Genomic DNA, 26,787 nt, shown 5'->3' with positions numbered 1-26,787 from the left:
CGCTGTAAAAGGCAGCTCTCAGTTTGAAATACTGAAGCTTGAGTCAGGGGTGCTGTCTCAGCAGCAAAACGATTTATAGGACGGGCAGGCGGAGCGCGGTATCAATATTTTGCAAATTGAGCCGGACTTGTTCATTTGTGTTCCACGGGTGATACCAGCCTTTTTCCATCATATAGAGTGAGATTTGCTCGTGCATGTCAAGGGCTTCTTCTAAGTGCCGGGTGAGGATCGCTTTCACTTCAGGCGTTCCGGCTTCCGTCGCCGCCATCGCATAGTTTCTGACACCGCTTTTTGCCGAATTCAATAAATCCATTGCGACAATTTGGTCTGTCAGTGCATTCATTCCCGTCAAGTATTCAATAATCGGATTCATTCGTCATTCATCTCCTCATTCATGCTGTGCATCAGATAAAATTGAGGCAAATTCCTGCAATTGCCTTGTTGATGTATCCGCATCCTGCTGCATGATTTCTTTCAGCTGAGGATCGGATACGAGCGCTTTCATGGTTTTAGATTTCGTCAGACAAAGTGACTTAAAAGATGCCATCTCCTGAATTTCGAGTAATTCATGTAAGGCGCTGGTCATTTCTGTAGCCTCCGTTCTTTAAGGTTTGAGTACAACTTTAATACAATCATCTGTTTTCGTGTCAAACATCTCATAGCCGTGCTTCGCTTCACTAAGCGGAATGACATGGCTTACAACATCGCCCGGATCAATTTTGCCGGTTGACACCAGTTCAAACATATACGGCATATAGTGGATGACCGGAGCTTGTCCTGATCGGATATTGACGTTTCGCTGCATGATATCGCCAAGGGGAAACCCGTTGTATCTGCCGCCGTACACACCCGTAATCTGGATCGTTCCGCCTTTTCGCACCGCTTGGGACGCGATGACCAATGCGCTCATCGCCCCGCCCTGAAGTTTTAATCCGCTGGCGAGGAACTCAAGATCCGTCATTTTTCCGTCCATGCCGACGGCGTCAATGACCACATCAGCGCCGCCTTTGGTGATTTCCTTCAGGTAGCTGCCCGTATTTTCGTGGTCTTCGAAGTTCACGATTTCCACTTTATTCGTCCGTTTCGCATGCTGGAGACGGTAGTTGACATAGTCTACGGCTATTACGCGTTTCGCTCCCCTTAACCAGCAGAATTTTTGAGCGAAAAGGCCCACGGGCCCGCAGCCGAGAACGATAACTGTATCGCCTTCTTTTACGCCGGCATTGTCAACGCTCCAAAAGCCGGTTGTCATCGCATCGGCAATAACACTCAATTTCTCATCCGGTTCTTCACATGTTTCGGGGACTTTAAAATGGGTAAAGTTCGCAAAAGGGACGCGCAAATATTCGGCCTGGCCGCCCGGATAGCCGCCGGTACTCCCTGAATAGCCGAAATAAGCGCCCATATCGCCGTTTTCATTTGATTGATCACATTGGCTTTCCAGGTGATTTTTACAATAAACGCATTCTCCGCAGGCGATATTAAAAGGTATAATGACGCGGTCGCCTTTTTTGACTTTCGTCACGCCGGGACCGGTTTCTTCCACGATGCCCATCGGTTCATGGCCGATGATGTAGTCTTCCTGCAAATTCGGGATGAGTCCGTGGATTAAATGTAAATCTGATCCGCAAATTGCCGTACTTGTGACTTTTATAATCATGTCATCGTGTTTTTCAATCTTCGGATCAGGCACGTCTTTGACAACGACGTTTTTCACTCCTTGATACGTTACGGCCTTCATGCTGTAATACCTCCAGTGTTAGTGTTCATCAGGTGTGCGGTCAAACATCCCTTTTCTGTTTGTTTCAACGGGAAACAGGTTCATATTTCCGACCATGAGGGTATTTTTCGCAGAGAGCTGATCCAATTTATACTGTTCGCTCAGATCATGCGGGTGAAACCACTTTTTGCTGACCATCAAGTCTGTTATCTCCTGATGCATCGCGATTCCCTGCATGAGCTGTTTGCGCAGCAAAGCTCTTACATCAGGTGAAGCGGTTTCTGTTAAAGCAACGGCGGCATTTCTGACGCCTTCTTTGGCGCGTATGAGAAAATCCATTGCGAATGTCATATCTGCGAGTTCAGGGACGTGTAATGAATTGATTGGATCTAAATGGTCATGATTCAACGATGCTTACCTTCCTTTCAATTGATGATCGAAGTCGGCCGGTTTTGAGGAACAGGAGCCTGAAAAGATGCCCGTTCATAAACCGCCTGCAGATCAGCCAGGTCTTGCGAGGCTTGCTGAACATCTTTCTCCATTAACGTTTTCAGATCCTGATCAAACACAAGCCCTTGCATGAGCTTGGATTTCGCGACACAAAGCGTCTTGAAGTTAATGATTTCATGTAAGTCAAGCGACTCGTGAGCCGCTAATTCACGCTTATCCATAATCGTCTGAAACCTCCCTTTGTAGAAATACGTAGTTAATTTCCCCTGAGAAAAGAGGTCTAGTCTTACAAATTTTGTTTATCAGAAAAGCGGATAAAAAGCCTGAAGGAGCACAATCGCTTCCTCTTGTTCACATGGAATGGCTGTTGGTGTCATGAACGTTTTTCTGATGCGGGCGGTTTTGCCGCGCGGGAGACGAGACCGCTGAAACCCGGGAAAGGTCATAAAAAAGATATGAACAAAAGCAGCTTGCGCACAATCCCGCAGGCTGTTTTTTCTTTCACCCGTCATGCAGGAACAGAAGGGGAAGGTGAGAAGAAGGCACTTATGGTATGATGACAAATAGAATAAAACCTCGTAAGGCCGGTCGGCTAAAAGGAAGTGGACAGAGATTGTTTGGTACAAAACATCAAGAAGACTATGTCTCCCGTGACAGACGCTCATTGCATATGCTTGCGCTTCGGGTGCCCGGTCTGGCGTTTATTTTTATGGTATATGCCGCATCAGTCTCTTTGCAGTACATTTATGAAAGCTGGACGGTTTTTTTGCTGCTGTTATTCACGATATTGATCGTCATTTTTACCGTGCTGCATTGGCATTCCCATCGCTGGGTCAAGAAAAAAACGTTTCTTTATTTCATCATACAGGGATTTATCATATATACATCGGCTAACTTGATGGCCGGCGGTTATATCGCGGTAGTCGTCGGTCTCTATGCCTTTTTAATCGGGCAGATTATCGGAATGGCGGATAAGGGAAAAACGCTGCTCATACTCTATCTTTTCATTTTAATGTCCATAGCAGCCCTGCACCAGGAGCATCCGCATCATCTGCTGCGTTTCATCGTTATCGCCGCTCCCATCATGATCGTGATTATCACGTATGCGGCCACATTTTTCGCGCAAGTTGATGAAAAAATAAAAACACAGATGACGCTTGAAAAATTAGAGCTCGCTCACCGGCAAGTGAAACAGCTGACGCTTCAAAACGAAAGGCAGCGGATGGCGAGAGATTTGCACGATACGCTTGCACAAGGGCTGGTCAGCTTGCATATGCAGCTTGAAGCGGTGCAAGTTCATCTTTCGAAAGATAACACTGACAGAGCGAAAGACATCATCAGCCAATCAATGGACAGAGTGAAGGGCACATTGGCTGATGCGCGCTCGGCCATTGACAACCTTCGCAGCAAATCAGAAGAGATCGGGTTCTTAAAAGAAAGCATCACTGAACAAATCAACCATTTTACAGAAGCCTCCGGGCTGTCTTGTTTTTTAGAGTACAGCGTGCATCATGTGCTTGACGTTCATACGGCGGAGAATTGCCATTACATGATCGGAGAAGGCCTGACAAACGCCGCCAAGCATGCAGAAGCAAAGAATGTCTGGGTATCCGTTCAGGAAGAAGAGGGACGGATCCGCATAACCGTCAAAGATGACGGGAAAGGCTTTGATGCCCGAACAGAAATGAGAAAAAGCGGACATTACGGGCTGCTTGGGATACAAGAACGCGTCAATATGATGAACGGCATTTTCCGTATAACAAGCGCCAGATCAGCGGGAACTCAAATTGAGATCATCATACCAATTCAAGGAGAAGCGGAACATGTATAAAGTGTTAATAGCAGATGACCATCTTGTCGTCAGAGAAGGTCTGAAGCTTTTGATAGAAACAAATGACCATTACACCATAACGGGAGAGGCGGAAAACGGGAAAACCGCCGTCCGCCTCGCAGAAGAACTAAAGCCCGATGTCATTCTCATGGATCTGTACATGCCGGAAATGAGCGGGCTGGAAGCCATTAAACAGATAAAAGAGCATTCTGATGTGCCGATCATTATTCTGACGACCTATAATGAAGATCATCTGATGATAGAAGGCATCGAATCAGGCGCGAACGGTTATCTGCTGAAGGACACAAGCTCAGAAACCTTATTTCATACGATGGATGCGGCGGTCAGGGGAGAAGTGCTTCTGCAGCCGGACATCTTGCGGCGTTTCCGGGAAATGAAAATGGAACGGGCAAATGCCAATGAAACACAGCTGACGGACAAGGAAATCATAGTTCTAGAAGCCGTTGCGAAAGGACATAAAAGCAAAGCGATCGCCTTCGATTTAGGAATCTCAGAGCGGACGGTAAAAGCGAGATTAACATCGATTTATAACAAATTAGGCGCTGATTCGCGGACGGAAGCCGTCACCATTGCCATGCAAAAAGGCATTCTGAAACTGAATATATAATGAAAAACTGCCCAAACGTACATGCCCCTATGTACGTTTTTTTTATGTGAATGTGAACTACAATTAGGCAGAAAGTAATGATTGGAGAGGAGTATTCGATGTCTGGTTTTTTATATAAATTAGGGGGATGGTCTGCCCGCAACCGATTAAAAATGATCAGTGCGTGGCTCGTGATACTGATCGCTTCGGTTGTGATCGCCATCTCGTTAAAACCTGCTTTTTCTGATGATATGTCAATACCTGACACACCTTCTGAAAAGGCAATGGATATGATTCAAAAAGAATTTTCAAAGGGTCCCGATAAAGGAAGCATACGGGTTATTTTCGGTGCTGAAGATGGGAAAAAACTGACGTCAAAATCAGAAAAACAAGCGATCGAAGAGACATTAAAGAAGATCAAAACAGATCATTCAGTCGCTTCGATTGCAAGTCCTTTTGAGACAGGAACCATTTCTAAAGACGGATCAGTGGCATATGCCGATATTACGTACAAAAAAGCGGCGGATGACATTACAGATGCGTCTGTTTCACATATTAAACACAGTCTGTCTGCCGCAGGAGACAAGGGCCTGCAGACGGAGCTCAGCGGTGATGTGCCGGGGGCCGGTGTTGAAGTCGGCGGTGTATCAGAAATTATCGGCGTTGTGCTGGCATTCGTCGTACTGGCTATTACGTTTGGTTCATTAGTCATAGCGGGGCTGCCGATTGTCACGGCCCTGATCGGATTAGGCGTAAGCGTCGCGCTGACGTTAATCGGGACACATTTCTTTACGATAGCCTCGGTCAGTCTCTCATTATCCGGAATGATCGGCCTGGCCGTCGGGATTGATTATGCGCTGTTTATCTTTACGAAGCATCGTCAGTTTTTGGGCGAAGGTGTACAAAAAAATGAATCGATCGCTAAAGCCGCGGGAACGGCAGGCAGCGCCGTCGTTTTTGCAGGACTGACCGTGATCGTCGCGCTTTGCGGATTGACCGTTGTCGGCATTCCGTTCATGTCTGCCATGGGGTTGACAGCGGCACTCAGTGTGCTGATGGCTGTATTGGCATCAGTAACGCTGGTGCCCGCAGTGTTATCGGTCGCAGGAAAACGGATGATTCCGACATCAAATAAGAAGAAAGAAAAGAAAAGCGCCGACACGAATGCCTGGGGGCGCTTCGTTACAAAGAAGCCTATTCTGTTAAGCATTTTCAGCATTATTCTTTTAGCCGTCATCAGTCTGCCGGCCATGCATTTAGAGCTGGGGCTGCCTGATGCGGGAATGAAAGCGAAAGACAGCCCGGATCGCCGCGCCTATGATCTTTTGTCTAAAGGATTCGGCGAAGGCTTTAACGGCAAGCTGACAATTGTTGCCGATGCAAAAGATGTTAAGGGCAATAAAAATGAAGCATTCCAAGACGCCGTGAACGAAATGAAGGACTTGCATAATGTGGCGAGCGTCACCCCTGCCATGCCGAACGAAAAAGGGGACTATGCCATCATTACGGCAGTGCCTGAAACCGGGCCGAACGATACGGCAACGAAAGAGTTAGTGCAGGATATACGGAAACTGTCAGACAAAAACGGCATCCGTCTGCTCGTCACCGGGTCAACCGCGGTGAACATTGATATTTCAGATCGGTTAAACGATGCCATTCCGGAATTCGCCATTCTTATTGTCGGGTTTGCATTTGTATTGCTGACCGTCGTTTTCCGTTCTCTTCTCGTGCCGCTTGCGGCCGTTCTTGGCTTTTTGCTGACAATGACCGCAACACTCGGGTTATCGGTATTCGTCCTGCAGGATGGACATTTCACCGGCTTGCTGAGCATTCCGGAAAAAGGCCCGATTCTTGCCTTCCTGCCTATTTTAGCAATCGGTATTCTTTTCGGACTGGCGATGGATTATCAAGTATTCCTTGTCAGCAGAATGAGAGAAGAATATGTCAAAACAAAAAATCCGGTACAAGCCATCCATGCCGGATTGAAGCATAGCGGGCCTGTCGTAACAGCGGCGGGGCTGATCATGATTTTCGTCTTCGCGGGATTTGTCTTCGCTGGGGACTCTATGATCAAATCCATGGGATTGGCAATGACCTTCGGTGTTCTTTTCGATGCGTTCATTGTAAGAATGACCATCATTCCGAGTGTCATGAAGCTGATGGGACATGCGGCCTGGTACTTGCCGAAGTGGCTGGATAAGATCATTCCGAATGTGGATATCGAAGGCCATAAGCTGACACAAGGCAAAACACCGGAGAAACCGGAAGAATAAAATGAAAAAGCAGATCGTTATGATCTGCTTTTTTTTATGTGCTGACCGCATCCATGAAAAGAGAAAAAAGCTTTTTCATGTCCTCGTGTTTTTTTGTCAGCATTTCGGGATGCCATTGCACGCCGACGACAAATAATTCACCCGTCCGTTCAATCGCTTCAATGGCCCCGTCTTTCGCATAAGCCGCGGCTTTAAACGAAGGCGCCGTCTCTTTTATGATCTGGTGATGGAATGAATTCACCCGCGCTGAATCGCCAAACAAGGAATGGAGACGTGTCCCTTTTTCAAAAGAAACATGATGGGTTTTTAACGGCGGATCTTTTTCTTGATCGTGCTTGATTTCAGCAAATGAAGCGTGTGTCAGATCCTGATATAAAGTTCCCCCGTAAGTGACATTTAACATATGCATCCCCCGGCAGATTGCCAGAATCGGCTTCTCTAATGCAACCGCCGTGAGAATCAGCTCCTTCTCGTAGGCGTCCCGATCAGGAAAGGTCTTTCTTAAAGCCTGTAAAGGTTCTTCGCCGTAAAACAGCGGGTCTATATCCTGACCGCCGGACAGAATGATCCCGTCAACATGAGAGACCTGTTCCTTTAAAAGCGCCGTCTCTTGAATCACCGGCAATATAAACGGCACACCGCCGGCCTCAGAAACAGACTGAATATAATCATTATTGACATATGCCCGATTATAACCCGGGAAAGGACCGGATTGATCAGCCATAATGTTTCCCGTAATTCCGATGCGTTTGGCCATTCTTCGTCCCCCTGAACTATGCTCATAATAAATCTGAACGTAGGTTGTACAAATCAGTTTGAAATTATTCTTCATGATACGTGAGCTTTCCAAAACAAAACCCGTGACAATCACGGGTTTTTACATTCATTTCAATTTCTTGATTTCTTCCGTCAGCTCTTTGAATTTTTGATCAAGCTCACGATATTGTTTATCAGCCGGAGTCATGAAGCTGAGTTTTCCGAGGACTTCCTGCCGTTCGGTTTCAAGCTTTAATCGCAGTTCTTCAGCATCGTCCCTGACGGAGGGAGATTCTTTCCATTGTTTTCGGACGCTGCCGTTTGAGATATCAAGCCGGATGTCCGTCGTTTTTTCGACAAAGTAACGATCATGAGATACGATGATGAGCGTTCCGTCGTATCGGGCCAAAGTGTCTTCAAGCTGCTCGCGTGACGGCAGATCAAGGTGGTTTGTCGGCTCATCCAGAATCAGCACATCTTTCTCTTCCAGAATAAACGCCATCAGTTTGCATTTGACCCGCTCTCCCATGCTCATCTTGCCGATGGGTTCCGTCCATTGCGCTGCGGTAAATCCTAAATGCTTCATGAGGGATTGAACATTGCCCCTTGCTTCGAACGTTTCTTTGTAAAAAAGCTGTTCGGGGGTTTTATCAAGCGGAAGGTCGAATACTTCCTGGGTTAGATATCCGACATTTGCAGACGGAGAAATCCATATGCCGCCCTGCGCTTTTTCCTGACCGAGGATGACCTTCAATAATGTTGTTTTCCCGCTGCCGTTCGGACCTGTAATCGCAATCTTTTCACCGTGCATCACAGTGAAATTCACGTTTTTAAAAAGCGTTCGGCCGTCATATGACTTTGAGACATCCCTTACTTCTAAAAAACGCTTTCCCGCTTTTTTGCGGTGCTCAATGGAAAAACGGACTTCATACTCCGCTTCAACCGGTTCTGCTTTCGCTTTTTCAAGCTCTTTTTCAAGACGCTTCTGCTTTGATTTAATCTGGGCGTCCGTGCGTTTTGCTTTTACGCGATGGTATTCTTTAAATCCTTCTATTTTCGTTGATTGGGCGTGGGCTTTTTTTGACCAGGCGCTCAGCTCGTTCATTTGAGCTTCAATCCGTCTGATCATATGCTGCTGATTCTCATATTCCCGCTGCTGTGTCAGCCTTCTCTGTTTGCGGACTTCCATATAGCTTGAATAATTCCCTTTATGCTCAATGAGTTTCTTTCCTTCGATGGCCCAGATTTTTGTCGCCGCTGCATCTATAAAAGCACGATCATGCGAAACAAAAATAATGGTGCCTTTGTAATTCTTGATCTGATTTAGCAGTATTTCTAAACTGTGCTGATCGAGGTGGTTCGTCGGCTCATCTAATAACAAAAGGCTGCTTGAGGAGGAGAAACCTTTGGCAAGACGGGCTTTCAATTTTTCTCCGCCGCTCAATTGCGAAAAGGCGCGTGCGGGCACGTTCCACTTTTCTAACAAGGCTGCCTCCGCAGGCTCCGGATGGCCGGAATCATAAGCTTCCGTTTCTTGTTCCACCATATATACGTTCACATCTTGCATCATCTGGATCTGTCCTTGTGACGGCGCTTTTTGATTGCAGATCAATTGCAGCAATAACGATTTGCCGGCGCCGTTTTTACCGATAACGCCGATGATGTCACCTTGCTGAACGCTCGCGCTGATCTGTTCAAAAAGGGGAACACTGTTGATTTCATAACTGATGCCGCTTATTTTTAACATTTCTTTCATATGTCAATCCCTCGCTTTAAAGGGAGGACCAAAAAAATCCTCCCAATTGATTTGGAAGGATTAGCCGTACCTGTGCATGATCAAATAAGCTATTTTTACATAGCTTTCGTATCGTATAGAAAATGGGCAGACTAATCCTATTTTTTCTGATTTGAAATATTTGATTTCAAACGGTCAAAATAAGATTAGTTAATCATTGTCCACCCATCATCCCTTCGTATTTGTTACAAACAGTGTAGCACACACTTATCTGTAAAAGCAAAGGGTATAAGCCTTTTTATTCCAGATTGGAGACTTCCCACTCTTCTTCTAAAACGGCATAATAATATTCGTCCCACCATTCATTATCATGGGGGATGCATTTTTTAAAAAATCCTTCCAGTCTCATCCCGATCTTTTCCATCACCCGGTGCGAAGCCATGTTTTCCGGCTGACATGTCGCAATGATCCGGTGTAATTTCATCTTGTTAAACCCGAATGCCAGCACGGCGCGCGCCGCCTCTGAAGCATATCCTTTGCCCTGGTATTCCGGGTGAAACACCCAGCCGATTTCATACGTATGATCGCCAAAATACTGAAAAAAAGCAATGTGGCCAATGACCGTTTTCTCATCCTTCAATAAAACGGGAAACTTCCCGGCATGTTCACCGCTGTTTTCAGTAACGAATTTCCTGGCATCTTCTTCAGTAAAGGCACCCTCTGGTATATATTTCATGACATTTGGATTTGAGGTGTACGCATAGACATCCTGCCAATCTTCCGGTTCAAACGTCCGAATTACGAGCCTTTCAGTTTTGATATTCATTTTTTATGTTCCTCCATCAAAAAAGGTTTCATTTACTACTTCGATTGAAAGATGTAAAAAACCTTTGAGCGGGGAAGAGCCGAATAAAAAAAGCCTGCAGCTATACACTGCAGGCGGTTATTTTTCATTTGCGGCGGCGGGCAGGTTTGTAAACCCGAATTGCCCTCCGACAGCTTCTTTTACTTCATGAATAACGATAAATGATTTCGGGTCAATTTTTTGAACATGTTTTTTGATTTTCAGCAATTCGTTCTTTTTAATGACAACATAGATAATGCGCTTGTCTTTGCTGCCGTAATAGCCGTATCCGTAAAAAATCGTCGCCGCGTTGCCGTACTCGGAGGTGATGGCTTTGGCGATTTCTTCGTATTGGTCAGACATAATGGTGAGAGCTTTTTTATTATGGAAACCCTCAATGACAATATCGACGATTTTGGCGCACAGATATACGAATATAAACGTATACAGCATATGATTGATGCCGATCGCTAAAACGGATGCGAAAATGATGACACAATCCATATAAAACATGCTTTTCGAGATGTTAAAGCCCTTTGTGTAATTTAATAAATACGCCAACAGCGTGGTCCCGCCGGTAGATCCGTCAGCAATAAAGATCAATGCCAGCCCCGCTCCCATCAGCAGAGCGCCGAATACAATCCCGAGCACCATATCGTGCACGCCGAACGGAATAAAGCTGACGATGCTGAGAAAAACAGAAGTCATTCCCGTACCGAGTATCGTGTATAAAATCGTTTTTTTCGTTAAAAATTTATAAGCCAGCCCGATAAAAATCAAATTTACAACCAGAGTCGTAATACTTGCAGGTATATGGAAAAGATAATATAACACGAGAGCGATTCCCACGGTGCTGCCGTCCCCTAAATGATTCGGGATGACGAAAAATTCCACGGACGCCGCAATAAGAAAGGCTCCGGCCATAATCATCAGTATATCCTTGCAAATGTTCTTCATGTGAAAACCTCCTCTGCAGTCAAAAATATATAAAAAACAAAAACGCCTCAAAAATTATCCAGCAGAACTAAATAATTTTTAAGACGAATCATTCACAATCTCGTTTGTTCATTCAGTAAAGAATGATCAGCTTCAATATCGAAGATTATATAGACACCTTCACATCTTGTCAATGCCGTGAAAATTGATTTTTCTGCAGTGTATATGAGGTTTAAATCAATTTAAAACGAGGAATGATATCAGAAGAGTTTTCATTTCTGCTCTATCAATAAGAGAAATGTAATGAGAGACAACGAAGAAGGGATGATGACATTGGAACGAATTTTTATCAGTCCGGCCAAATACGTGCAGGGAAAAAACGCCATTGAAACGATCGGCGGACATCTGGAGGGCGTTGGTGAAAAAGCCGTCGTCATCGCGGACAAAACCGTATGGGATATCGCGGGCCACAAGGTGACGGCTGAATTAAAGAAAAGCAATATCTCTTCTGAAGAGGCGGTTTTCAACGGCGAAGCCTCCCAGGAAGAAATGAAAAGAATTGCCGGCATCGCAGAAAAAGCAGGCGCGACTATTGTCATCGGAGTCGGCGGCGGTAAAACGCTTGATACGGCCAAAGCCGTATCAGATGAAATAAACGGCTATACCGTTATCGTGCCGACGGCCGCTTCAACTGATGCTCCGACAAGCGGGCTGTCTGTCGTGTATTCTGAACAAGGCGCGTTCGAAAACTATCGTTTCTATCATAAGAATCCTGACTTGGTTCTGGTCGATACGAAAATCGTCGCGGAAGCCCCGCCGCGCTTTTTAGCATCAGGGATTGCCGATGCGATGGCGACGTGGATAGAGGCGCGCAGTGTCATCGCCAATGGCGGTAAAACGATGGCAGGCGGAATTCCGACAATCGCCGGAGAGGCTATCGCGGAAAAATGTGAAGCGGTATTATTCAAATACGGCCGTCTCGCTTATGAGTCTGTGAAAGCGAAAGCCGTTACGCCCGCATTGGAAGCGGTGGTTGAAGCCAATACACTTTTGAGCGGACTGGGATTTGAAAGCGGCGGCTTAGCTGCGGCACATGCCATTCATAACGGATTTACCGCGCTTGAAGGTGAAATCCATCACTTGACCCACGGTGAAAAAGTGGCATTCGGCACGCTCGTTCAATTGGCGCTGGAAAAACGTTCGCTTGAGGAAATTGAGCGGTATATCGCGTTTTATATCAGCTTGGGGCTGCCTGTCACACTTGAAGACATCAAATTGAAAGACGCATCTAAAGAGGACATTATGAAAGTGGCAGAAGCCGCGACGATTGAAGAAGAAACAATTCATGCCGCTTTTGACGTGACGGCTGACGACGTGGCGGATGCCATTATAGCGGCTGATCAATACGCAAAAGCATTTAAAGAAAAACACGCGTAAAACCTTTTACCGTGTGACCCGGACCCAAGGGCTGTTACAGCCCTTGGTTTTTTTATGCCCTTTGAAAACTTTTAAAAATAAAGAAAAAATTATGATACAATATACAAATGTTTTGAGAGATTGACAAAGGAAAGGTGGGAACGATATGCTGCATAATCCGACCGGTAAGGAGCGGCTTGCGCTGGCTTTTCTTCTCGGAATGCTTGCGATACTGGGGCCGCTCAATATAGATATGTATCTGCCGAGTTTCCCTGAAATCGCTGAAGATTTAAGCGCCCGCGCATCGCTTGTCCAGCTCAGTTTAACCGCATGTCTGATCGGACTGACAATCGGACAGGTTGTTGTCGGCCCGTTAAGTGACGCGAAGGGAAGAAGAAAACCGTTATTACTATGTATTTTTTTATTTGCGTTGTTTTCTCTGTTTTGCGCACTTGCACCGAACATTACTACATTAGTGATTGCCCGTTTTCTTCAAGGATTCACCGCTTCGGCAGGACTCGTTTTATCCCGTGCAATCGTCAGAGATGTGTTTTCGGGAAGAGAGCTTTCTAAATTTTTCTCGCTGCTGATGGTCATTACCGCCGTCGCGCCGATGGTGGCGCCGATGACGGGAGGCGCGATTTTACTGCTTCCGTTTGCATCATGGCATACGATTTTTCTCTTTTTAACCTTTATCGGGTTTTTGCTTGTTCTTATCATTGCGCTCAAGCTGACAGAAACCCTGCCGCCGGAAAAGCGGATTCCGAGCTCCATCGGAAATTCCGTGCGGACAATGGGAAGCCTGCTGAAGGATCGGTCATTTATCGGTTATGCGCTGACGGTCGGTTTTATTCACGGCGGGAGCTTTGCGTATGTCTCCGGAACGCCTTTCGTGTATCAGGATATTTACGGAGTATCGCCTCAGGTATTCAGTGTTTTATTCGGCATAAACGGTCTGGCGATCATTACCGGAAGCTTTATCATCGGGCGTTTCGGCGGAATCATTCACGAAAAAAGCCTGTTGAGAATCGGCGTGATTACAGCGATGACGGCGACTGCCGTTCTGCTCGTCATGACGATCATTCACGGACCGCTGGCGGCACTGGTGATTTCAATTTTTATTTATATGATTACGATCGGCATGACGCTGACAAGCACCTTTACATTGGCGATGGAAAAGCAGGGACACCGCGCGGGAAGCGCAAGCGCACTGCTTGGCATGCTTCCGCTTCTTCTCGGTTCCATCGTGTCGCCGCTTGTGGGGATGAATGAAGCGACGGCCGTCCCGATGGGGGCAATTATGTTCACGACATCCGTTATCGGTTCCATCGCTTTTTTCGCCTTAACAACAAAACCGGAGAAAGCAAAAAAGGAGTGAAATGATTCACTCCTTTTTTTGATGCCCGTTATTCATATTTCTTCAGCACGATCGCCGAATTATGCCCGCCAAAGCCGAATGAGTTGGAAAGGCCGATCGTTAACGATTGATGGCGGGGCCCGTCTGCTACATAGTCCAAATCACATGCCGAATCAGGGTGCTGCAGATTGATCGTCGGCGGGATGATGCCGTGTCTCAGGCTTTCTGTCAGAGCGATGGCTTCAACGCCGCCTGCCGCGCCAAGCATGTGGCCGAGCATTGATTTGTTGGCCGTAACCGGAATATCATACGCAAGCTCCCCGAATAATGTCTTGATGGCCAATGTTTCAGAAAGATCTCCGGCTTTTGTGCTTGTCGCATGGGCGCTTACGACATCAATGTCTTCCGCTGAAACATTCGCCTTTTTCAAAGCGTTTTTCATCGCCAGGTATGCGCCCGTTCCCTCCGGATGGGAGGCCACCATATGATAGGCGTCAGAGCTCGCACCGTAGCCGAGCACCTCACAAAGGATCGGGGCATTTCTGCCGATTGCGCTATCCAATGATTCCAATACTAAGATGCCCGCGCCTTCACTCATGACAAATCCATCGCGATCCGCGTCAAACGGCCGGCTTGCCGCGGCGGGGTCTTCGTTTCTCGCTGACAGCGCGTGGGCATTGCCGAAGCTGGCTAATGACAAATTCGTAATCGCCGCTTCCGCTCCCCCGGCAAACATGATATCTGCGTCATCATTCCGAATGGCGTTGAATGCTTCCCCGATCGACGTATTGCCGATGGAACACGCGGTGACGGGAGAAAGTGAGGGGCCGAGCGCGCCTAATCTGATGCTGATTTGAGCGGCGGCCGCATTTGAGATCATCATGGGAACAAGGCTTGGGCTCACTTTTCGCGCTCCCCGTTCATTTAAAGTATGAACGTTATCAATCAAAGTCGTGATGCCGCCGATTCCCGAGCCGACGTACACGCCGAGGCGTTCACGGTCAATCTGATCGAGCTGAATCCCGGAGCTTTCAAGCGCCTGTTCCGCTGCCGCTAAAGCAAACTGGCTGAAACGGTCAAGCCGTCTCGCTTCTTTTCTGCCCCATCTTTCTTCTGCGTCAAAATCACGGACGGTGCCGGCTATTTTTGTCTTGGAGCCGGAGACATCAAACGAATCGATGAAAGAGATTCCCGATTTTCCTTCCGTCAGGTGTTTCCAAAATGTATGCACATCATTGCCGAGAGGTGAAATCACTCCCATTCCGGTGATCACAACTCTTTTCATGGTCATTCCTCCTTCGGTATGTATTTATTTTAACTCGTAATTATCCTATTACAAGTTGTTGATTATCCTAGTATAATAAATACCAGGGTAAGAGAGGAGAGATTCGGTATGATACCAGAAGGAAGATTGCAGGCGCTCTCAGAGTTTTTAAAAACGCAGCGGGCCAAAATTTCTCCGCAGATGGCCGGGCTGCCGATGGGCACAAGGAGAAGAACGCCCGGACTCCGAAGAGAAGAGGTCGCGCAATTAGCCGGCGTAAGCACCACGTGGTATACGTGGCTGGAGCAGGGCAGAGACATTAAAGTGTCCGCAGCCGTATTGGACGCCGTTTCCGATGCGTTGCAGCTGAACAAAGATGAGAGAAATTATTTATACGCCCTTGCCATTGAGGAGGGCGTGAAGCAGCCGTTTGCTGCGGAGGAAGAAGCGGTTATCAGCCCGTCGCTTTCAAAAATCCTGCAGGAGCTCCGTTATTGTCCCACCATTATCTCGGACAGGCGGTGTCATATCGTGGGATGGAACCAGGCCGCGGCTCACGTATTTTTAGATTTTGAACAAATTCCTCCTGAAAAACGGAATCTCATAGAGCTTTTGTTTTCCAGAAAAGAATTAAGAAGTTTAGCCGTGAACTGGGAGCACTTTGTGAAAGGATTCATCGCCATTTTCAGAACGTATTACGGCCAGTATGTAGCTGATACGTGGTATTCTCAGTTTATAGAAGAAATGGAGAAAACGTATTCGGAATTTCATACGCTGTGGAATGAGAGCGAAGTCAGCTCGGCACCCGAAGTATTAATTGAGTTCCGCCACGCGAAGGCGGGAAAAATGGTCTTTAACCTGACTTCATTTCAGGTTCAGGGCAACAGTGATCTGCGCTGCAGTGTGTATACGCCAGTAGATCATACCGAAACGGAAGCAAAGCTGAAAAAGCTCTTCGAAAACAGATGAAGAACAGAAAAAAACGGGAGGCGGCCGCCTCCCGTTTCAGTTTAAAATAAAAGCATGAGACCGGCGATGGCCGGTGTTAAAAAGATGGCTGATTTCAGAATGACTTTCGGCACGAGGTTGGTGAATTTCGCTCCGACATATGCGCCGCACATCGTTCCGATCAGCACTTTGACCAACAGCATATAATCGACAAATCCTTCCGTCACATAACCGAGTCCTCCGCCGACCGCAAGCGGGATAATGACAAGCATGGTGGTGCCGACCGACTGGCGGATGGATAAGCGCAAAAGAATCATTAAGCCGATTTGGATGAAAGGGGCAGAGCCGATCCCGAACGTTCCGGACAAGATTCCTGCGATGACACCGAGTACAACGGCTTTCACCCATATGTTCAGATTGCTTTGCTGTCCGGAATCTTCTTGTGTTTCTTTTACAATAAATAACCGGACTAAAATAAGCAGAGCAGATAAAAACAGCATGCCCGCCGTCAAGTAATGCAGCAAATCTGCGGGGATAAGGGAAGTAAGCCTTGCCCCGAAAAACGAACCGAATGCCGCAAAAACGCCGACGATGAGACCGATTTTCATCTGAATATTGCCTTCACGGTAGTGGCTGAATGCCCCCGATAAACTTGTGAAAGCCATTCCGGCAAGGGAGGTGCCTAAAGCCGTATGAATCGGTACGTGAAACAGTATAGTTAAAAGTGCAATGACAAAACCGGCTCCCCCGGCGCCGATAAACCCGAGAATAATCCCGAGAAGAAACATAACGAGTATAATAAGCACAATCTTCTCCTCCATTTAGATGCCTGATCACCATGTTCCGCTCCGCTGTATCAGGTTTTAATAATCGACCGTAGTCCGTCGACCGTCGTCTAATATCTTTATGTTACCTCAAATTTAAGGTATTGGCAAGAAGCCGAATTGCTTTTATACAGAGGGTTTACAGCTCTTTCACCATCACTTTTTCACCATTGAAGTCCAGCTCTCCATTGAATAAGAAGCCGAATTTTTGATAAAGCCGCAATGCGTGGACGTTATCTTCAAACAGGCTTAAATAAATCCGTCTGCAATCATATATTCGAACGAGATGACGGATTAGGGCATCAAGCAACAGCTTGCCCAATCCCCGTCCCTGATAACGTTCATCAATAAAAAAACGGTCAAGCCACACTCTGCCGTTTTCATTTTCCTCATCATATTCCGGAAACCATCCGTACATGGCAAAGCCGACCAATTCCCCGTTAACATAAAGACCGGCCGGCTGATAATGCCGGCAATCCTCAGCATCTTGTAAGCACTCTTCCGCGGTTTCAATAAATGAAGTCTGGCTTTCCCTTACATGAAGCGCCAGTATATCGGCACGGTTTTCTTCCGTGACTGTTCTGATTTCAATCGTCATACTTGATACTCCTCTTCCGCTTTTTTTGAGACGGTAAAGCTTTCATTGCGTAAGCCATTTGTGAATCAGCCTTCTCTCGGATACAATGATCATCATAAAGGATATGGTTACCGTATAGTCAAGGAGGCATTATGAGCGAAGACGTCAGAAAATACTTCACAACGGGTGAATTTGCAAAACTGTGCCACGTAAAAAAACAAACCCTGTTCCATTATGACGAGATCGGCCTGCTTTCTCCGGAAATCAAAAAAGCGAACGGATACAGATACTATTCCTATCATCAATTCGAACTGTTCCAGGTCATCGGTCTGTTTAAGGAGGTCGGCGTGCCCTTGAAGCAGATCAAACCGCTCTTAACAGACAAAACCCCTGAGGGTATCATCGCGCTTTTAAAAGAGAAATCTTCAGAAATCGAAAGCAAAATCAAAAAGCTGGAGCACCTGCAAAGGATGATTCGGACGAAGGTGAAGCTGACCGAACAAGCCTTGGAGACAGACTTTTCCTCCGTCTCATTGCAGCGATTAGATGAAGAGACACTTATGATAGGACGGCCCGTACTCCATTTGCCAGAACGGCAATATACTGCCGCCATTTCCGAATTGATCCGCTATATGCGGGTACATGAACTCGATCAGGGGCATCCGGTCGGCGGACTGTTTGCGCGGGAGCAGATTCTGAAAAAAGAATTCTACAACTACACCCATTTTTATATGAAGACAGAAGAAGGCATAGAGAATAGAGACCTCCATATCAAGCCGAAAGGGCTTTATGCCGTCGGGTACCAAATAGGGGATGAAGCGGAAGCGGCTTACCGCAGCATCATGCAGTTTACTGAAGAGTATGGGCTGGAAATGGGCGATTATGCATATGAAGAATATATGCTTGATGAGGTTGTGGCGGACGGGTTTGACAATCAGATCACAAGAATCCAGCTGCAAGTCCGCAATCCATAAAGCCGATGCCGCCGTTCATTTACGTCTTTTAACAAACCTTGTATAATGAGAAAAATCAGATTGCAATTGAGGTGAAAAACGATATGTTTCTAGCGCCCTTATTTGAACATGATGTACCGGCAGCACTTCTCCGCCCTTAATGGAGGAAGGTGACTGCGCTTCTCTCCGTTAGGGCATATGACGTGACCTAATATGATAACGGAGGGTGCATCAAATTGAAAAATACATTGTTCGGTTCGATTTATTTGGCATTGGCCGCCAGTATCTGGGGCGGTATGTATGTCGTTGTAAAAGTTGTGGTAGCGGTCATTCCGCCGCTTGAACTGGTATGGCTGAGATATGCGGTGGCGCTTCTTTCGCTTTTGATTCTCAGTTTATTTACACGCCAATCCTGGAAAGTTCATAAACGTGATTTATTACTGATCGCTGCGATCGGATTGATCGGCAACACGATTTCGATCGTCACGCAGGAAATCGGCACGAAATTATCAACCGCGCAGATGGGTGCGATTATTACGGCATCCACTCCCGCATTTATGGTTGTATTTGCCCGGCTGATGTTGAAAGAACGGTTAACGCTGAAAAAAGGAATATCGACAGGGCTGGCGACGATCGGAGTATTGCTCATTGTGGGGAACGGAGATCTCAATATGTCGAGCCAGCTCGGCGGTCTCTCGCTTCTGGCTGCGGCGCTGACATGGGCTTTGATGTCCGTGCTGATGAAACGGGTTCCCGGCCATTACTCACCGCTTGTCGTCACAACGTATTCCATTTGCGTCGCATTTGTCATCCTGACCCCGTTTACAGCGGGCCCGCTTCGGGAGATTCCTTTGTCTCAGCTTGCCCGGCCTGAGATATGGGGCGGACTTTTATATCTGGGTGTGATCTCAACCGCCTGCGCGTTCATGCTTTGGAATCGCGGATTGCAATTACTGAATGCGGCAAGCGGCGGTCTGTTTTTCTTCTTTCAGCCGCTTTCCGGGACTTTGCTCGGCTGGCTGCTGCTGGGAGAGACGATCGGAGGAACCTTCTGGATCGGGGCGGCTCTTATTGTTTCAGGCGTCGTTCTCGTCATGATAGAAAAATAGAAAATGAAAAAAAGCCATTCAGCAAATGAATGGCTTTTTTCTGATTTCCGGCAGGATTCGCTCCTCCATAAACAGAAAACAAGGAGCAGAAACGGATCATGGGCACCGGTACTCTCAAGGTGCAATATCCTGACTCTTGGGGTTTCGTCAATTAACATAACGGGCGGTGAAAAAATGGAGCCAAAATGGCTTGAATGGGCAAAACAGCTTCAATCCGCGGCGCAAGCGGGGCTGGCTTATTCCAAAGACATATATGATATTGAGAGATTTGAAGAAATAAGAAAAATAAGCGTGGATATCATGGCGCATCATACCGGCACCGACAAAAGGATCATCAAAGACGTATTCGCCGGTGACACGGGCTATCCCACTCCGAAAGTTGATATCAGAGCGGCAGTTTTTAAAGATCAGAGCATATTAATGGTAAGAGAGAAAAGCGACGGCAGATGGGCGCTGCCGGGCGGATGGGCTGATATCGGGATTTCTCCGGGCGAGACCGCTGTCAAAGAAGTAAAAGAGGAATCGGGAATCGAAGTAAAGCCCGTTAAACTGTTAGCTGTAATGGATAAGAAATGCCATTCCCATCCGCCGTCCGCCGCCCACGTTTACAAAGTGTTTATCAAATGCGAGATCATCGGCGGCCGGATCAGGGAGGGAACAGAAACAAGCGCCGCCGGTTTTTTTGCGGAAACGGAACTGCCGCCGCTATCTGAAGCCCGCAATACAGAAAGTCAGATTGAAAAGATGTTTGCGTATCTCAAACATCCGGACGAACCCGTTTATTTTGATTAAGGCAGCAATCAGAAAGAAAAGGGGGCCCGAGTATAATGGAGGATTCAATTAAACAGCAGGCGCAGCGGCAATTTGCCAAAAACGCCGCGAAATATGTGACTAGTCCAGGACACGCCGCAGGAGAGGATTTGGCGTATCTCGTTTCAGCCTCCGGTGCCGAAAAGCATATGGACGTGCTGGATATCGCGACGGGAGGCGGACATACGGCTAACGCTCTCGCTCCTCTCGTACGCTCTGTTATCGCCTATGACCTCACGGAAGAAATGTTAGCAGCCGCTGAAGCATTTATAACCGGAAACGGATGGACGAACGTGTCATTCGAAAAAGGCGATGCTGAAAAGATGCCGTTTTCCGATGCTGCTTTCGATATCGTCACATGCAGAATCGCAGCGCATCATTTTCCCGATGTCAGAGCCTTTGTTCATGAAGCGTTTCGGGTTGTCAAACCGGGCGGCAGACTGCTTCTCATTGACAATACCGCACCTGAAAAGGATGAATATGACCATTTTTATAATGACATTGAAAAGAAACGGGATCAGAGCCACTTTCGAGCGTGGAAAAAAACAGAATGGCTCCGTTTTCTGGAGACAGCCGGCTTCCGGATTGAATCCGCTGTCTGCTTTTTGAAACCATTTCAATTTACCGTCTGGTGTGAACGGGCAGGCCTGACTGAAGAGAAAGCCGCATTACTGGAAAAACAGATGCTGGATGCTCCTCGTGATATACAGCGGTTTTTTTCTGTAGAAAAGGATCAATCAGGCCGTATTGCGGGCTTCACAGGTGAATCGGCCTGTTTCTGCGTGATCCGTCCCGTCTGAGACGAAAAAAACCGCTGTGCAGTTTTCCTGCCCGCGGTTTTTTTCGTATTATCTGTTCTTGATTTGAGAAATAATAGCGGAAGTGACATCTTCCGTTGAATGTTTTCCGCCGACATCAGGAGTCAGAATGCCGCTGTTTGTGACCGTTTCAATAGATTGTAAGAGGAGATGACCCAGTTCCTCTTCTCCGAATGAATCGAGCATTAATTTCGCCGTCCATATTTGGCCTATAGGATTGGCAATTCCTTTCCCGACAATATCCGGGGCGGAGCCGTGAACAGGCTCAAACATGGAAGGATATTTGCCGTTTACATTGATGTTGGCTGCGGGAGCGATTCCGATGCTTCCCATAATCGCCGCGCCGATATCTGTCAGCACATCTCCGAACAGATTCGAAGCGACAATGACATCAAAGCGTTCCGGCTGCGTGACGAAGAAGGCCGCCAGTGCATCGATGTGCTGGGAATCCGTCTCAATCCCGGCGTACTCCCGGCTGACCTCTTTAAAGATGTCATCCCAGAACGGCATCGAGTGAACAATACCGTTTGATTTCGTCGCGCTTGTGACGTGTTTCCGCCGACTTGCCGCCAGTTCGAAAGCATACCGCATCACTCTTTCCGTACCCCGGCGGGAAAAGACCGCGTTTTGTATGGCGATTTCGTCCTCACCCTGATAGATTCTGCCGCCGACAGAGCTGTACTCGCCCTCACTGTTTTCGCGGACGACTATCAGATCAAAATCTTTCGGGTTAACGAGGGGGGAAGTGATTCCCGGCAGGAGCTTCGCCGGCCGCACATTAATCACCTGTTCAAATTCCCGGCGTATCTTGATGAGCAGCCCCCACAGCGAAACATGATCGGGGACGAGTTTTTGATTCCCCACCGCTCCCAAAAACAAAGCATCAAAGTGCTGTAACCTTTCTAATCCATCATCCGGCATCATAGTCCCGTGTTCCAAATAATACTCGCAGCTCCACGGAAAAGAAGTGAAATCAAAGACAATGCCTCCATGTAATTCGGCGATCGCGTTCAACACCCGCTCCGCTTGCGGAACTGCTTCTTTCCCCACACCGCCCACCGGTATGCTGGCAATCTTGTATGTTTCATGTTTCCGGCACCTCCGATATGCTGGCAAGCCCGGGAATGTTGCTTCCATAGATAAACTGTTATATGATCTTGGTAACAATAAGGCCTAAATTGTATGAAGAGGTAGGAAAGATGGATAATTTTAAATTAGATAAGCCAATCCCGTATTATCTGCAATTTTATTCCCAATTGAAAAAAATGATATTTGACGGGATTTTTAAACCGGGTGAACGGCTGAATGAGACTCAGCTGGCCAAGGATTTCGGAGTCAGCCGGTCGCCGGTCAGAGAAGCCATGCGGCTCCTTGAAAAGGACGGGCTTTTGACGGCAGACGATCGAAACGGCTTTGTCATTTATTCTTTGTCCGTTAAGGATGTTGAAGAGATCTATAAAATCAGAATGTCACTTGAATCACTGGCGGTCGAACTGGTTATTGATGAAGCGGCTGAGAGTGAAATTGACCTCATTGAAAAACAGCTGCGGGAAACGGAAGAAGCCATCAATAAAGGCGTCAAAGAGACTGAGATTATTTCCTTAAACGAGTCGTTTCATCGGCTCCTTGTGGATTTCAGCCGCAACAGCCGGCTGGCCATGCTGCTTGAGCATGTCAATGTGCTGATTCATTTTTGCAGAGTTCTTAATTTTAAAGGCGATGACCGTGCGGAGGTTATCCTGCATGAGCACCGGAAAGTCTTTGAAGAAATAAAAAAGGGCGATAAAACAAAAGCCGTGCAATATATGACGGAGCATCTCAAGCATGATGAAGAACATCTGAAAGGCGTGCTCAAAGCGGGAGAAACAGACGAATCATCACGATAGACAAGGTGAAAAGCCTTGTCTTTTTTTTGCCGATGTCATCGAACCGTCATAAAGACCTGACGGATGTTCCTTGCATGATTTTTTCCGCGTCATTTATGATGGATATGGAAGAGACGCAAAAAAGGTAAAGGAGTTTGAAAAATGGCGAAACATATTCTGATGATCAATTTTCCCGCAGAAGGACACGTAAACCCGACTTTGGGTATGACAAAGGCTTTCAGCGAACGGGGCGATCACGTTCATTATATCTCAACGGAAAAATACAAAAGCAGACTGGAAGGAGTAGGGGCGAAAGTTCATCTTCACAGCGATCTGCTCAGAATGACACCTATTGATCCCGGCAGTCCGTCCGGTATACTTGCATTTTTAAAGGTTCATATCAAAACGTCACTGGAGATTTTACATATTGTGCAGAGGCTGGCAGAGGACATTGAATTCGACGCCGTCTATTATGATAAATTCGGTGCGGGAGAGCTGGTGCGGGATTATCTCAACATTCCCGGCATCTCTTCTTCAGCATCCTTCCTGTTCAATGAAGACCGTCTGAAAATACTGCCGCTCCATCCGGAATCGGGCGTGCCGTTTCAGCCGGACAGGGAATGTGAAGAGCTGTTGGCCGAGATGAAAGACAAATACGGTGTCGCCCCTGACAGCATGGTTCAATTTATGAACAACACAGGTGAATTGAACGTCGTCTATACAAGCAGATATTTTCAGCCCGAAAGTGAGACATTCGGAGATGAGTATTTATTTATCGGTCCGAGTTTTCCGAAGAGAAAAGGGCGCGTCGACTTCCCGATTGACTCATTAAAGAATGAAAAAGTCATTTATATCTCAATGGGAACGGTGCTCGGGGACACAGAAGCGTTTTTCAATCTGTGCATAGACGCGTTCTCAGATTTTGAAGGAAAAGTAGTCATTGCCGCCGGGGAAAAAGCCGATCTGTCGAAAATCAAACAGGCGCCGGAAAACTTTATCATCGCTCCGTACGTGCCGCAGCTTGAAGTGCTGGAGCAGGCCGACGTGTTTGTCACGCATGGCGGAATGAACAGTGTAAATGAAGGCATTCATTATCAAGTGCCGCTGGTGGTCATCCCGCACGATAAAGACCAGCCGATGGTTGCGCGCCGCCTGACTGAATTGGATGCAGGCTATACAGTGCAAAAAGATGAAGTAAGCGCTGAAAAGGTAAAGCTTGCCGCGGAAGAAGTGTTGCATAACGGAAAATACAAACAAGGCATTCAAGCCATTAATGAAAGCTTTAAAGAATGTACGGACATGAAGGATGTCCTTGCCCGGATCGACCGGTTTATTGAACAAAAACATGCTCAATAATACATGGAAAAAGCCTGTTTCCTCTGCCAAAGGGAAACAGGCTTTTTATAATGGCTTTTAGATGATGTGATGTTCTTCATTTGCAAGTTTCACAAGAGTCAGAAGAGATTCTGCCTCACGGGCGTCGAGTGTTTTTGCCAGACGGTTTTTTTCAAAGATCTGCTGGCCGAAGACATTCACTGACGCCTGGTCAACCGCCGTGTGCCAGTCCTTTTGTGAATGATTCTCAGAAAAAGAGAAAACGAACACGGCAAAGACCGCTATAAGCATCGCCATGACCCAAAATTTTTGCCGATTTCCTGCTGCTGACATAGGCCGCCTCCTAACGTTCATTTTAATGGTATTAGATCATATATGAGCTGTTTTTCATAGAGTAAAGAAGTCATTATTTCATGTAGTCCAAATGGAACGAGGCACAGCCAGAAGCCCGCCGGTCAGGCCGATGAGCCAATTCATATTTTGTTCATATTTTATTAAAAGTTTATCCAAGCCTGTCCTTTACAGTAGATATAACCACAAAATGCTGCTGAAAGGAGCCTTTAAAAAATGCATATTCATATGATCAACAAAAACCAGTTTGAGAGTGACTTGGAGGCGGCCGGCTTCAGCCGTCAGGCAGATGATATTATCGGCAAAATGAAAGAGTACGTAACGGAATACGCGGCTTCATCCGAACGGTTCCTGATTGAAATTCAAACCGTCATGAACGAATACAAAGCCGTCGTCTGCGCGATGTTTTCGACCATGGAAATTGCCGGTGCAAATAAAGACGAGAAGCATGTTGAATTTGAAGCCTGCACAGTATTGTGTGAATAAAAGACATTCATCAAACCTCCGCGGCTGCCTGAACGGCAGTATACTGACTGGTGTTTCGAGAAGGAAAAATTTTGAAACTTCTAAAGCGGCCGTTCGTATAAAAGAGTAAATCAGCTTGTATATGGAGGTTCGTGAAATGAACGATAAGAAAAAACAAGCTTTTGAACAGCTTTTCAGCACTTTAGACGAAAGACATGAAATAAACGGCGCTGTATTGGCAGCGGAAAACGGCCGCATCTTATACCAGGGTTCATTCGGCGCTGCAGAACTGAAAACAAAGAGGATGCTGAATGACCAATCGGTCTTTGAATTGGCCTCAGTATCGAAGCCGTTTACAGCTTTGGGCGTTATCATTTTAGAGCAGCAAGGGAAGCTGCGTTATGACGATATGATAGAGCGATGGCTTCCTGATTTTCCTTATCCGGGCATTACCATTCGGCATTTACTCCATCATACGTCAGGATTGCCGGACTATATGGAGTTGTTCTTAACACATTGGGACCGGGACAGAATTGCCGTTAATCAAGATGTGATCAATATGCTTAAGCAGCATAAACCGGATGCTTATTTCCCGCCGGGCAAGGAGTGGCTTTACAGTAATACGGGGTATGTGGTGTTAGCGGTTATTATAGAAATTGTATCAGGCATGAGTTTTGCTGAATTTATGAAACAAGCCGTATTTCATCCGCTTCGTATGCACGATACGCGGATTTATAACAGAAGGCTGAGTAAAGAAAACATTCCGAACTATGCATATGGCTATGTGTATGATGTTCATTCCGGAGAATATGTGCTGCCGGATGAACTTGAGGAAACCGATTATGTCGTCTTTCTTGACGGGATTCAAGGTGACGGAACCGTTAACTCCGCTATAAGAGATTTATATCTGTTTGATCAGGCTCTTTATACAGAAGAAATCATCGGCAAAGAGTCTAAAGATCAAGCGTTTACACCGGGCTATTGGAATGAAGAAGAGCAATTCGGATACGGATTTGGCTGGATGATTCAAAACAGCCGGCAAAAAGGGAAGATTATCAGTCACGACGGAGGCTGGCCGGGCTATTCAACTCTGATGATCCGGTATATTGACCAGAATAAAACATTGATTTATCTAAGCAATATGGAACAATCGTATCAATTTGAACAAGCTGTGATTGCCGCGGCTGTAAACATCTTATTTGATCAGCCATACGTGATTCCGAAACGTCCGGCAGATCAGAAAAAAGCAGATATCGATCCTGCGATTTACAGCAGATTTACCGGTAATTACTCATTTCAGGATGACACACATGCATCGGTGGCGGTAAAAGAAAACCGATTGTATCTTACAATAGACGGGCAGACACCATTCGAATTATTCCCAATGACGGAAACCCGTTATTTTGTCAGGGCGCTGCCGCTTGAAATTGAATTTGCAGGTGATAAAGCACAAACAGCCCCGCATTTCGTTTTATATCAGGACGGCACAGAAGAAACGGCTTTGCGGATAGACTGAGTGACATGCAAAACAAAACCGCCGTCC

General features: G+C 46.6%; 28 protein-coding genes. 14 read left to right on the top strand and 14 right to left on the bottom strand.

The features are described from left to right. Nucleotides 1-73: 73 nt before the first annotated feature. The 5 genes from BXO87_RS16380 to BXO87_RS16360 are packed head-to-tail and all read right to left on the bottom strand — an operon-like array spanning nt 74 to nt 2,391. Nucleotides 74-373: a spore coat protein gene (locus BXO87_RS16380; protein WP_038457071.1), complete on the bottom strand. Its 300-nt coding sequence runs from the start codon at nt 371-373 to the stop codon at nt 74-76. Nucleotides 374-388: 15 nt separating this feature from the next. Then, nucleotides 389-586 carry a hypothetical protein gene (locus tag BXO87_RS16375; RefSeq protein ID WP_015416916.1) on the bottom strand — a complete coding sequence of 66 codons (198 nt, stop codon included), beginning with the start codon at nt 584-586 and terminating at the stop codon, nt 389-391. Nucleotides 587-604: 18 nt separating this feature from the next. Then, the gene (locus BXO87_RS16370) at nt 605-1,741 is read right to left on the bottom strand and encodes a zinc-dependent alcohol dehydrogenase (protein WP_038457073.1); all 1,137 of its coding nucleotides are present in this window, start codon (nt 1,739-1,741) and stop codon (nt 605-607) included. 18 nt (nt 1,742-1,759) lie between these two features. Beyond that, nucleotides 1,760-2,128, bottom strand: coding sequence for a spore coat protein (locus tag BXO87_RS16365; RefSeq protein WP_038457074.1), 369 nt, complete (start codon nt 2,126-2,128; stop codon nt 1,760-1,762). A gap of 17 nt (nt 2,129-2,145) precedes the next feature. Next, the gene (locus BXO87_RS16360; protein ID WP_032873084.1) at nt 2,146-2,391 is read right to left on the bottom strand and encodes a hypothetical protein; all 246 of its coding nucleotides are present in this window, start codon (nt 2,389-2,391) and stop codon (nt 2,146-2,148) included. A gap of 392 nt (nt 2,392-2,783) precedes the next feature. Between BXO87_RS16360 and BXO87_RS16350 the strand changes: the two genes are divergently transcribed. From BXO87_RS16350 to BXO87_RS16340, 3 genes are all read left to right on the top strand, one after another. Continuing rightward, nucleotides 2,784-4,001 carry a sensor histidine kinase gene (locus BXO87_RS16350; RefSeq protein ID WP_038457077.1) on the top strand — a complete coding sequence of 406 codons (1,218 nt, stop codon included), beginning with the start codon at nt 2,784-2,786 and terminating at the stop codon, nt 3,999-4,001. After that, nucleotides 3,994-4,629, top strand: a complete 636-nt coding sequence (ydfI, locus tag BXO87_RS16345; RefSeq protein WP_031378615.1) for a two-component system response regulator YdfI — start codon at nt 3,994-3,996, stop codon at nt 4,627-4,629. Before BXO87_RS16350 ends, ydfI begins: the two co-directional genes overlap by 8 nt. A 98-nt stretch (nt 4,630-4,727) precedes the next feature. Beyond that, nucleotides 4,728-6,881, top strand: coding sequence for an MMPL family transporter (locus BXO87_RS16340; RefSeq protein ID WP_038457079.1), 2,154 nt, complete (start codon nt 4,728-4,730; stop codon nt 6,879-6,881). A gap of 34 nt (nt 6,882-6,915) precedes the next feature. On the opposite strand, the gene BXO87_RS16335 is transcribed toward BXO87_RS16340, so the two are convergent. The 4 genes from BXO87_RS16335 to BXO87_RS16320 all read right to left on the bottom strand — a co-directional run bounded on the left by BXO87_RS16335 (nt 6,916) and on the right by BXO87_RS16320 (nt 11,173). Continuing rightward, on the bottom strand, nt 6,916-7,638 hold the full coding sequence (locus BXO87_RS16335) for a gamma-glutamyl-gamma-aminobutyrate hydrolase family protein (RefSeq protein ID WP_032873092.1): 723 nt from the start codon (nt 7,636-7,638) through the stop codon (nt 6,916-6,918). A 126-nt stretch (nt 7,639-7,764) separates the two neighbouring features. Further along, a complete protein-coding gene (abc-f, locus tag BXO87_RS16330) occupies nt 7,765-9,393 on the bottom strand; it encodes a ribosomal protection-like ABC-F family protein (protein ID WP_038457081.1) in 1,629 nt (542 codons plus the stop codon). Nucleotides 9,394-9,670: 277 nt separating this feature from the next. Further along, complete coding sequence (locus BXO87_RS16325; protein WP_015239267.1) at nt 9,671-10,198, bottom strand: GNAT family N-acetyltransferase; 528 nt, start codon at nt 10,196-10,198, stop codon at nt 9,671-9,673. 117 nt (nt 10,199-10,315) lie between these two features. Then, nucleotides 10,316-11,173: a YitT family protein gene (locus BXO87_RS16320; protein ID WP_003156057.1), complete on the bottom strand. Its 858-nt coding sequence runs from the start codon at nt 11,171-11,173 to the stop codon at nt 10,316-10,318. 282 nt (nt 11,174-11,455) lie between these two features. On the opposite strand from BXO87_RS16320, the gene BXO87_RS16315 reads away from it, so the two are divergent. Next, nucleotides 11,456-12,589 carry a glycerol dehydrogenase gene (locus tag BXO87_RS16315; RefSeq protein ID WP_014304447.1) on the top strand — a complete coding sequence of 378 codons (1,134 nt, stop codon included), beginning with the start codon at nt 11,456-11,458 and terminating at the stop codon, nt 12,587-12,589. A 145-nt stretch (nt 12,590-12,734) separates the two neighbouring features. Continuing rightward, nucleotides 12,735-13,946 (top strand): Bcr/CflA family efflux MFS transporter, encoded by a 1,212-nt coding sequence (locus tag BXO87_RS16310; RefSeq protein WP_015239269.1) that lies wholly within the window; start codon nt 12,735-12,737, stop codon nt 13,944-13,946. Between the two features lie 28 nt (nt 13,947-13,974). Here the strand turns inward: BXO87_RS16310 and fabF are convergent, their stop codons facing one another. Further along, on the bottom strand, nt 13,975-15,210 hold the full coding sequence (gene fabF, locus BXO87_RS16305) for a beta-ketoacyl-ACP synthase II (RefSeq protein WP_015239270.1): 1,236 nt from the start codon (nt 15,208-15,210) through the stop codon (nt 13,975-13,977). A gap of 108 nt (nt 15,211-15,318) precedes the next feature. On the opposite strand from fabF, the gene BXO87_RS16300 reads away from it, so the two are divergent. Then, entirely contained in the window at nt 15,319-16,158 is an 840-nt protein-coding gene (locus BXO87_RS16300) for a helix-turn-helix transcriptional regulator (protein WP_007409314.1), read from the top strand. Nucleotides 16,159-16,199: 41 nt separating this feature from the next. Here BXO87_RS16300 and BXO87_RS16295 read toward each other — a convergent pair whose 3' ends face one another. Together BXO87_RS16295 and BXO87_RS16290 are read right to left on the bottom strand one after the other, a co-directional pair. After that, the gene (locus tag BXO87_RS16295) at nt 16,200-16,943 is read right to left on the bottom strand and encodes a sulfite exporter TauE/SafE family protein (protein WP_015416927.1); all 744 of its coding nucleotides are present in this window, start codon (nt 16,941-16,943) and stop codon (nt 16,200-16,202) included. Between the two features lie 157 nt (nt 16,944-17,100). Further along, nucleotides 17,101-17,559, bottom strand: a complete 459-nt coding sequence (locus BXO87_RS16290; RefSeq protein WP_047935368.1) for a GNAT family N-acetyltransferase — start codon at nt 17,557-17,559, stop codon at nt 17,101-17,103. A 131-nt stretch (nt 17,560-17,690) separates the two neighbouring features. On the opposite strand from BXO87_RS16290, the gene BXO87_RS16285 reads away from it, so the two are divergent. From BXO87_RS16285 to BXO87_RS16270, 4 genes are all read left to right on the top strand, one after another. After that, a complete protein-coding gene (locus BXO87_RS16285; protein WP_015239273.1) occupies nt 17,691-18,512 on the top strand; it encodes a MerR family transcriptional regulator in 822 nt (273 codons plus the stop codon). 215 nt (nt 18,513-18,727) lie between these two features. Next, nucleotides 18,728-19,600 (top strand): DMT family transporter, encoded by an 873-nt coding sequence (locus BXO87_RS16280; RefSeq protein ID WP_047935370.1) that lies wholly within the window; start codon nt 18,728-18,730, stop codon nt 19,598-19,600. Between the two features lie 174 nt (nt 19,601-19,774). Further along, nucleotides 19,775-20,392, top strand: coding sequence for an NUDIX hydrolase (locus tag BXO87_RS16275; RefSeq protein WP_007409309.1), 618 nt, complete (start codon nt 19,775-19,777; stop codon nt 20,390-20,392). A 35-nt stretch (nt 20,393-20,427) separates the two neighbouring features. Further along, a complete protein-coding gene (locus BXO87_RS16270) occupies nt 20,428-21,210 on the top strand; it encodes a class I SAM-dependent methyltransferase (RefSeq protein WP_007409308.1) in 783 nt (260 codons plus the stop codon). A gap of 48 nt (nt 21,211-21,258) precedes the next feature. On the opposite strand, the gene BXO87_RS16265 is transcribed toward BXO87_RS16270, so the two are convergent. Next, a complete protein-coding gene (locus BXO87_RS16265) occupies nt 21,259-22,365 on the bottom strand; it encodes a tartrate dehydrogenase (protein ID WP_076851400.1) in 1,107 nt (368 codons plus the stop codon). A 62-nt stretch (nt 22,366-22,427) separates the two neighbouring features. Between BXO87_RS16265 and BXO87_RS16260 the strand changes: the two genes are divergently transcribed. Continuing rightward, nucleotides 22,428-23,114 carry a GntR family transcriptional regulator gene (locus tag BXO87_RS16260; RefSeq protein WP_022552677.1) on the top strand — a complete coding sequence of 229 codons (687 nt, stop codon included), beginning with the start codon at nt 22,428-22,430 and terminating at the stop codon, nt 23,112-23,114. 141 nt (nt 23,115-23,255) lie between these two features. Next, nucleotides 23,256-24,449 (top strand): macrolide family glycosyltransferase, encoded by a 1,194-nt coding sequence (locus BXO87_RS16255; RefSeq protein WP_038457085.1) that lies wholly within the window; start codon nt 23,256-23,258, stop codon nt 24,447-24,449. A gap of 57 nt (nt 24,450-24,506) precedes the next feature. Here BXO87_RS16255 and BXO87_RS16250 read toward each other — a convergent pair whose 3' ends face one another. Beyond that, on the bottom strand, nt 24,507-24,761 hold the full coding sequence (locus BXO87_RS16250) for a hypothetical protein (RefSeq protein ID WP_031378602.1): 255 nt from the start codon (nt 24,759-24,761) through the stop codon (nt 24,507-24,509). A 234-nt stretch (nt 24,762-24,995) separates the two neighbouring features. Between BXO87_RS16250 and BXO87_RS16245 the strand changes: the two genes are divergently transcribed. Together BXO87_RS16245 and BXO87_RS16240 are read left to right on the top strand one after the other, a co-directional pair. Continuing rightward, a complete protein-coding gene (locus tag BXO87_RS16245; protein WP_007409303.1) occupies nt 24,996-25,265 on the top strand; it encodes a hypothetical protein in 270 nt (89 codons plus the stop codon). Nucleotides 25,266-25,401: 136 nt separating this feature from the next. Further along, on the top strand, nt 25,402-26,760 hold the full coding sequence (locus BXO87_RS16240; RefSeq protein ID WP_038457086.1) for a serine hydrolase: 1,359 nt from the start codon (nt 25,402-25,404) through the stop codon (nt 26,758-26,760). Nucleotides 26,761-26,787 lie beyond the last annotated feature (27 nt).

It is taken from the genome of Bacillus sp. GZB (assembly GCF_001975995.1).
Lineage (GTDB): Bacteria > Bacillota > Bacilli > Bacillales > Bacillaceae > Bacillus > Bacillus velezensis.
The sequence above is the reverse complement of the archived record's forward strand: the minus strand, read 5'-3'. Positions and strand labels throughout refer to the sequence as shown.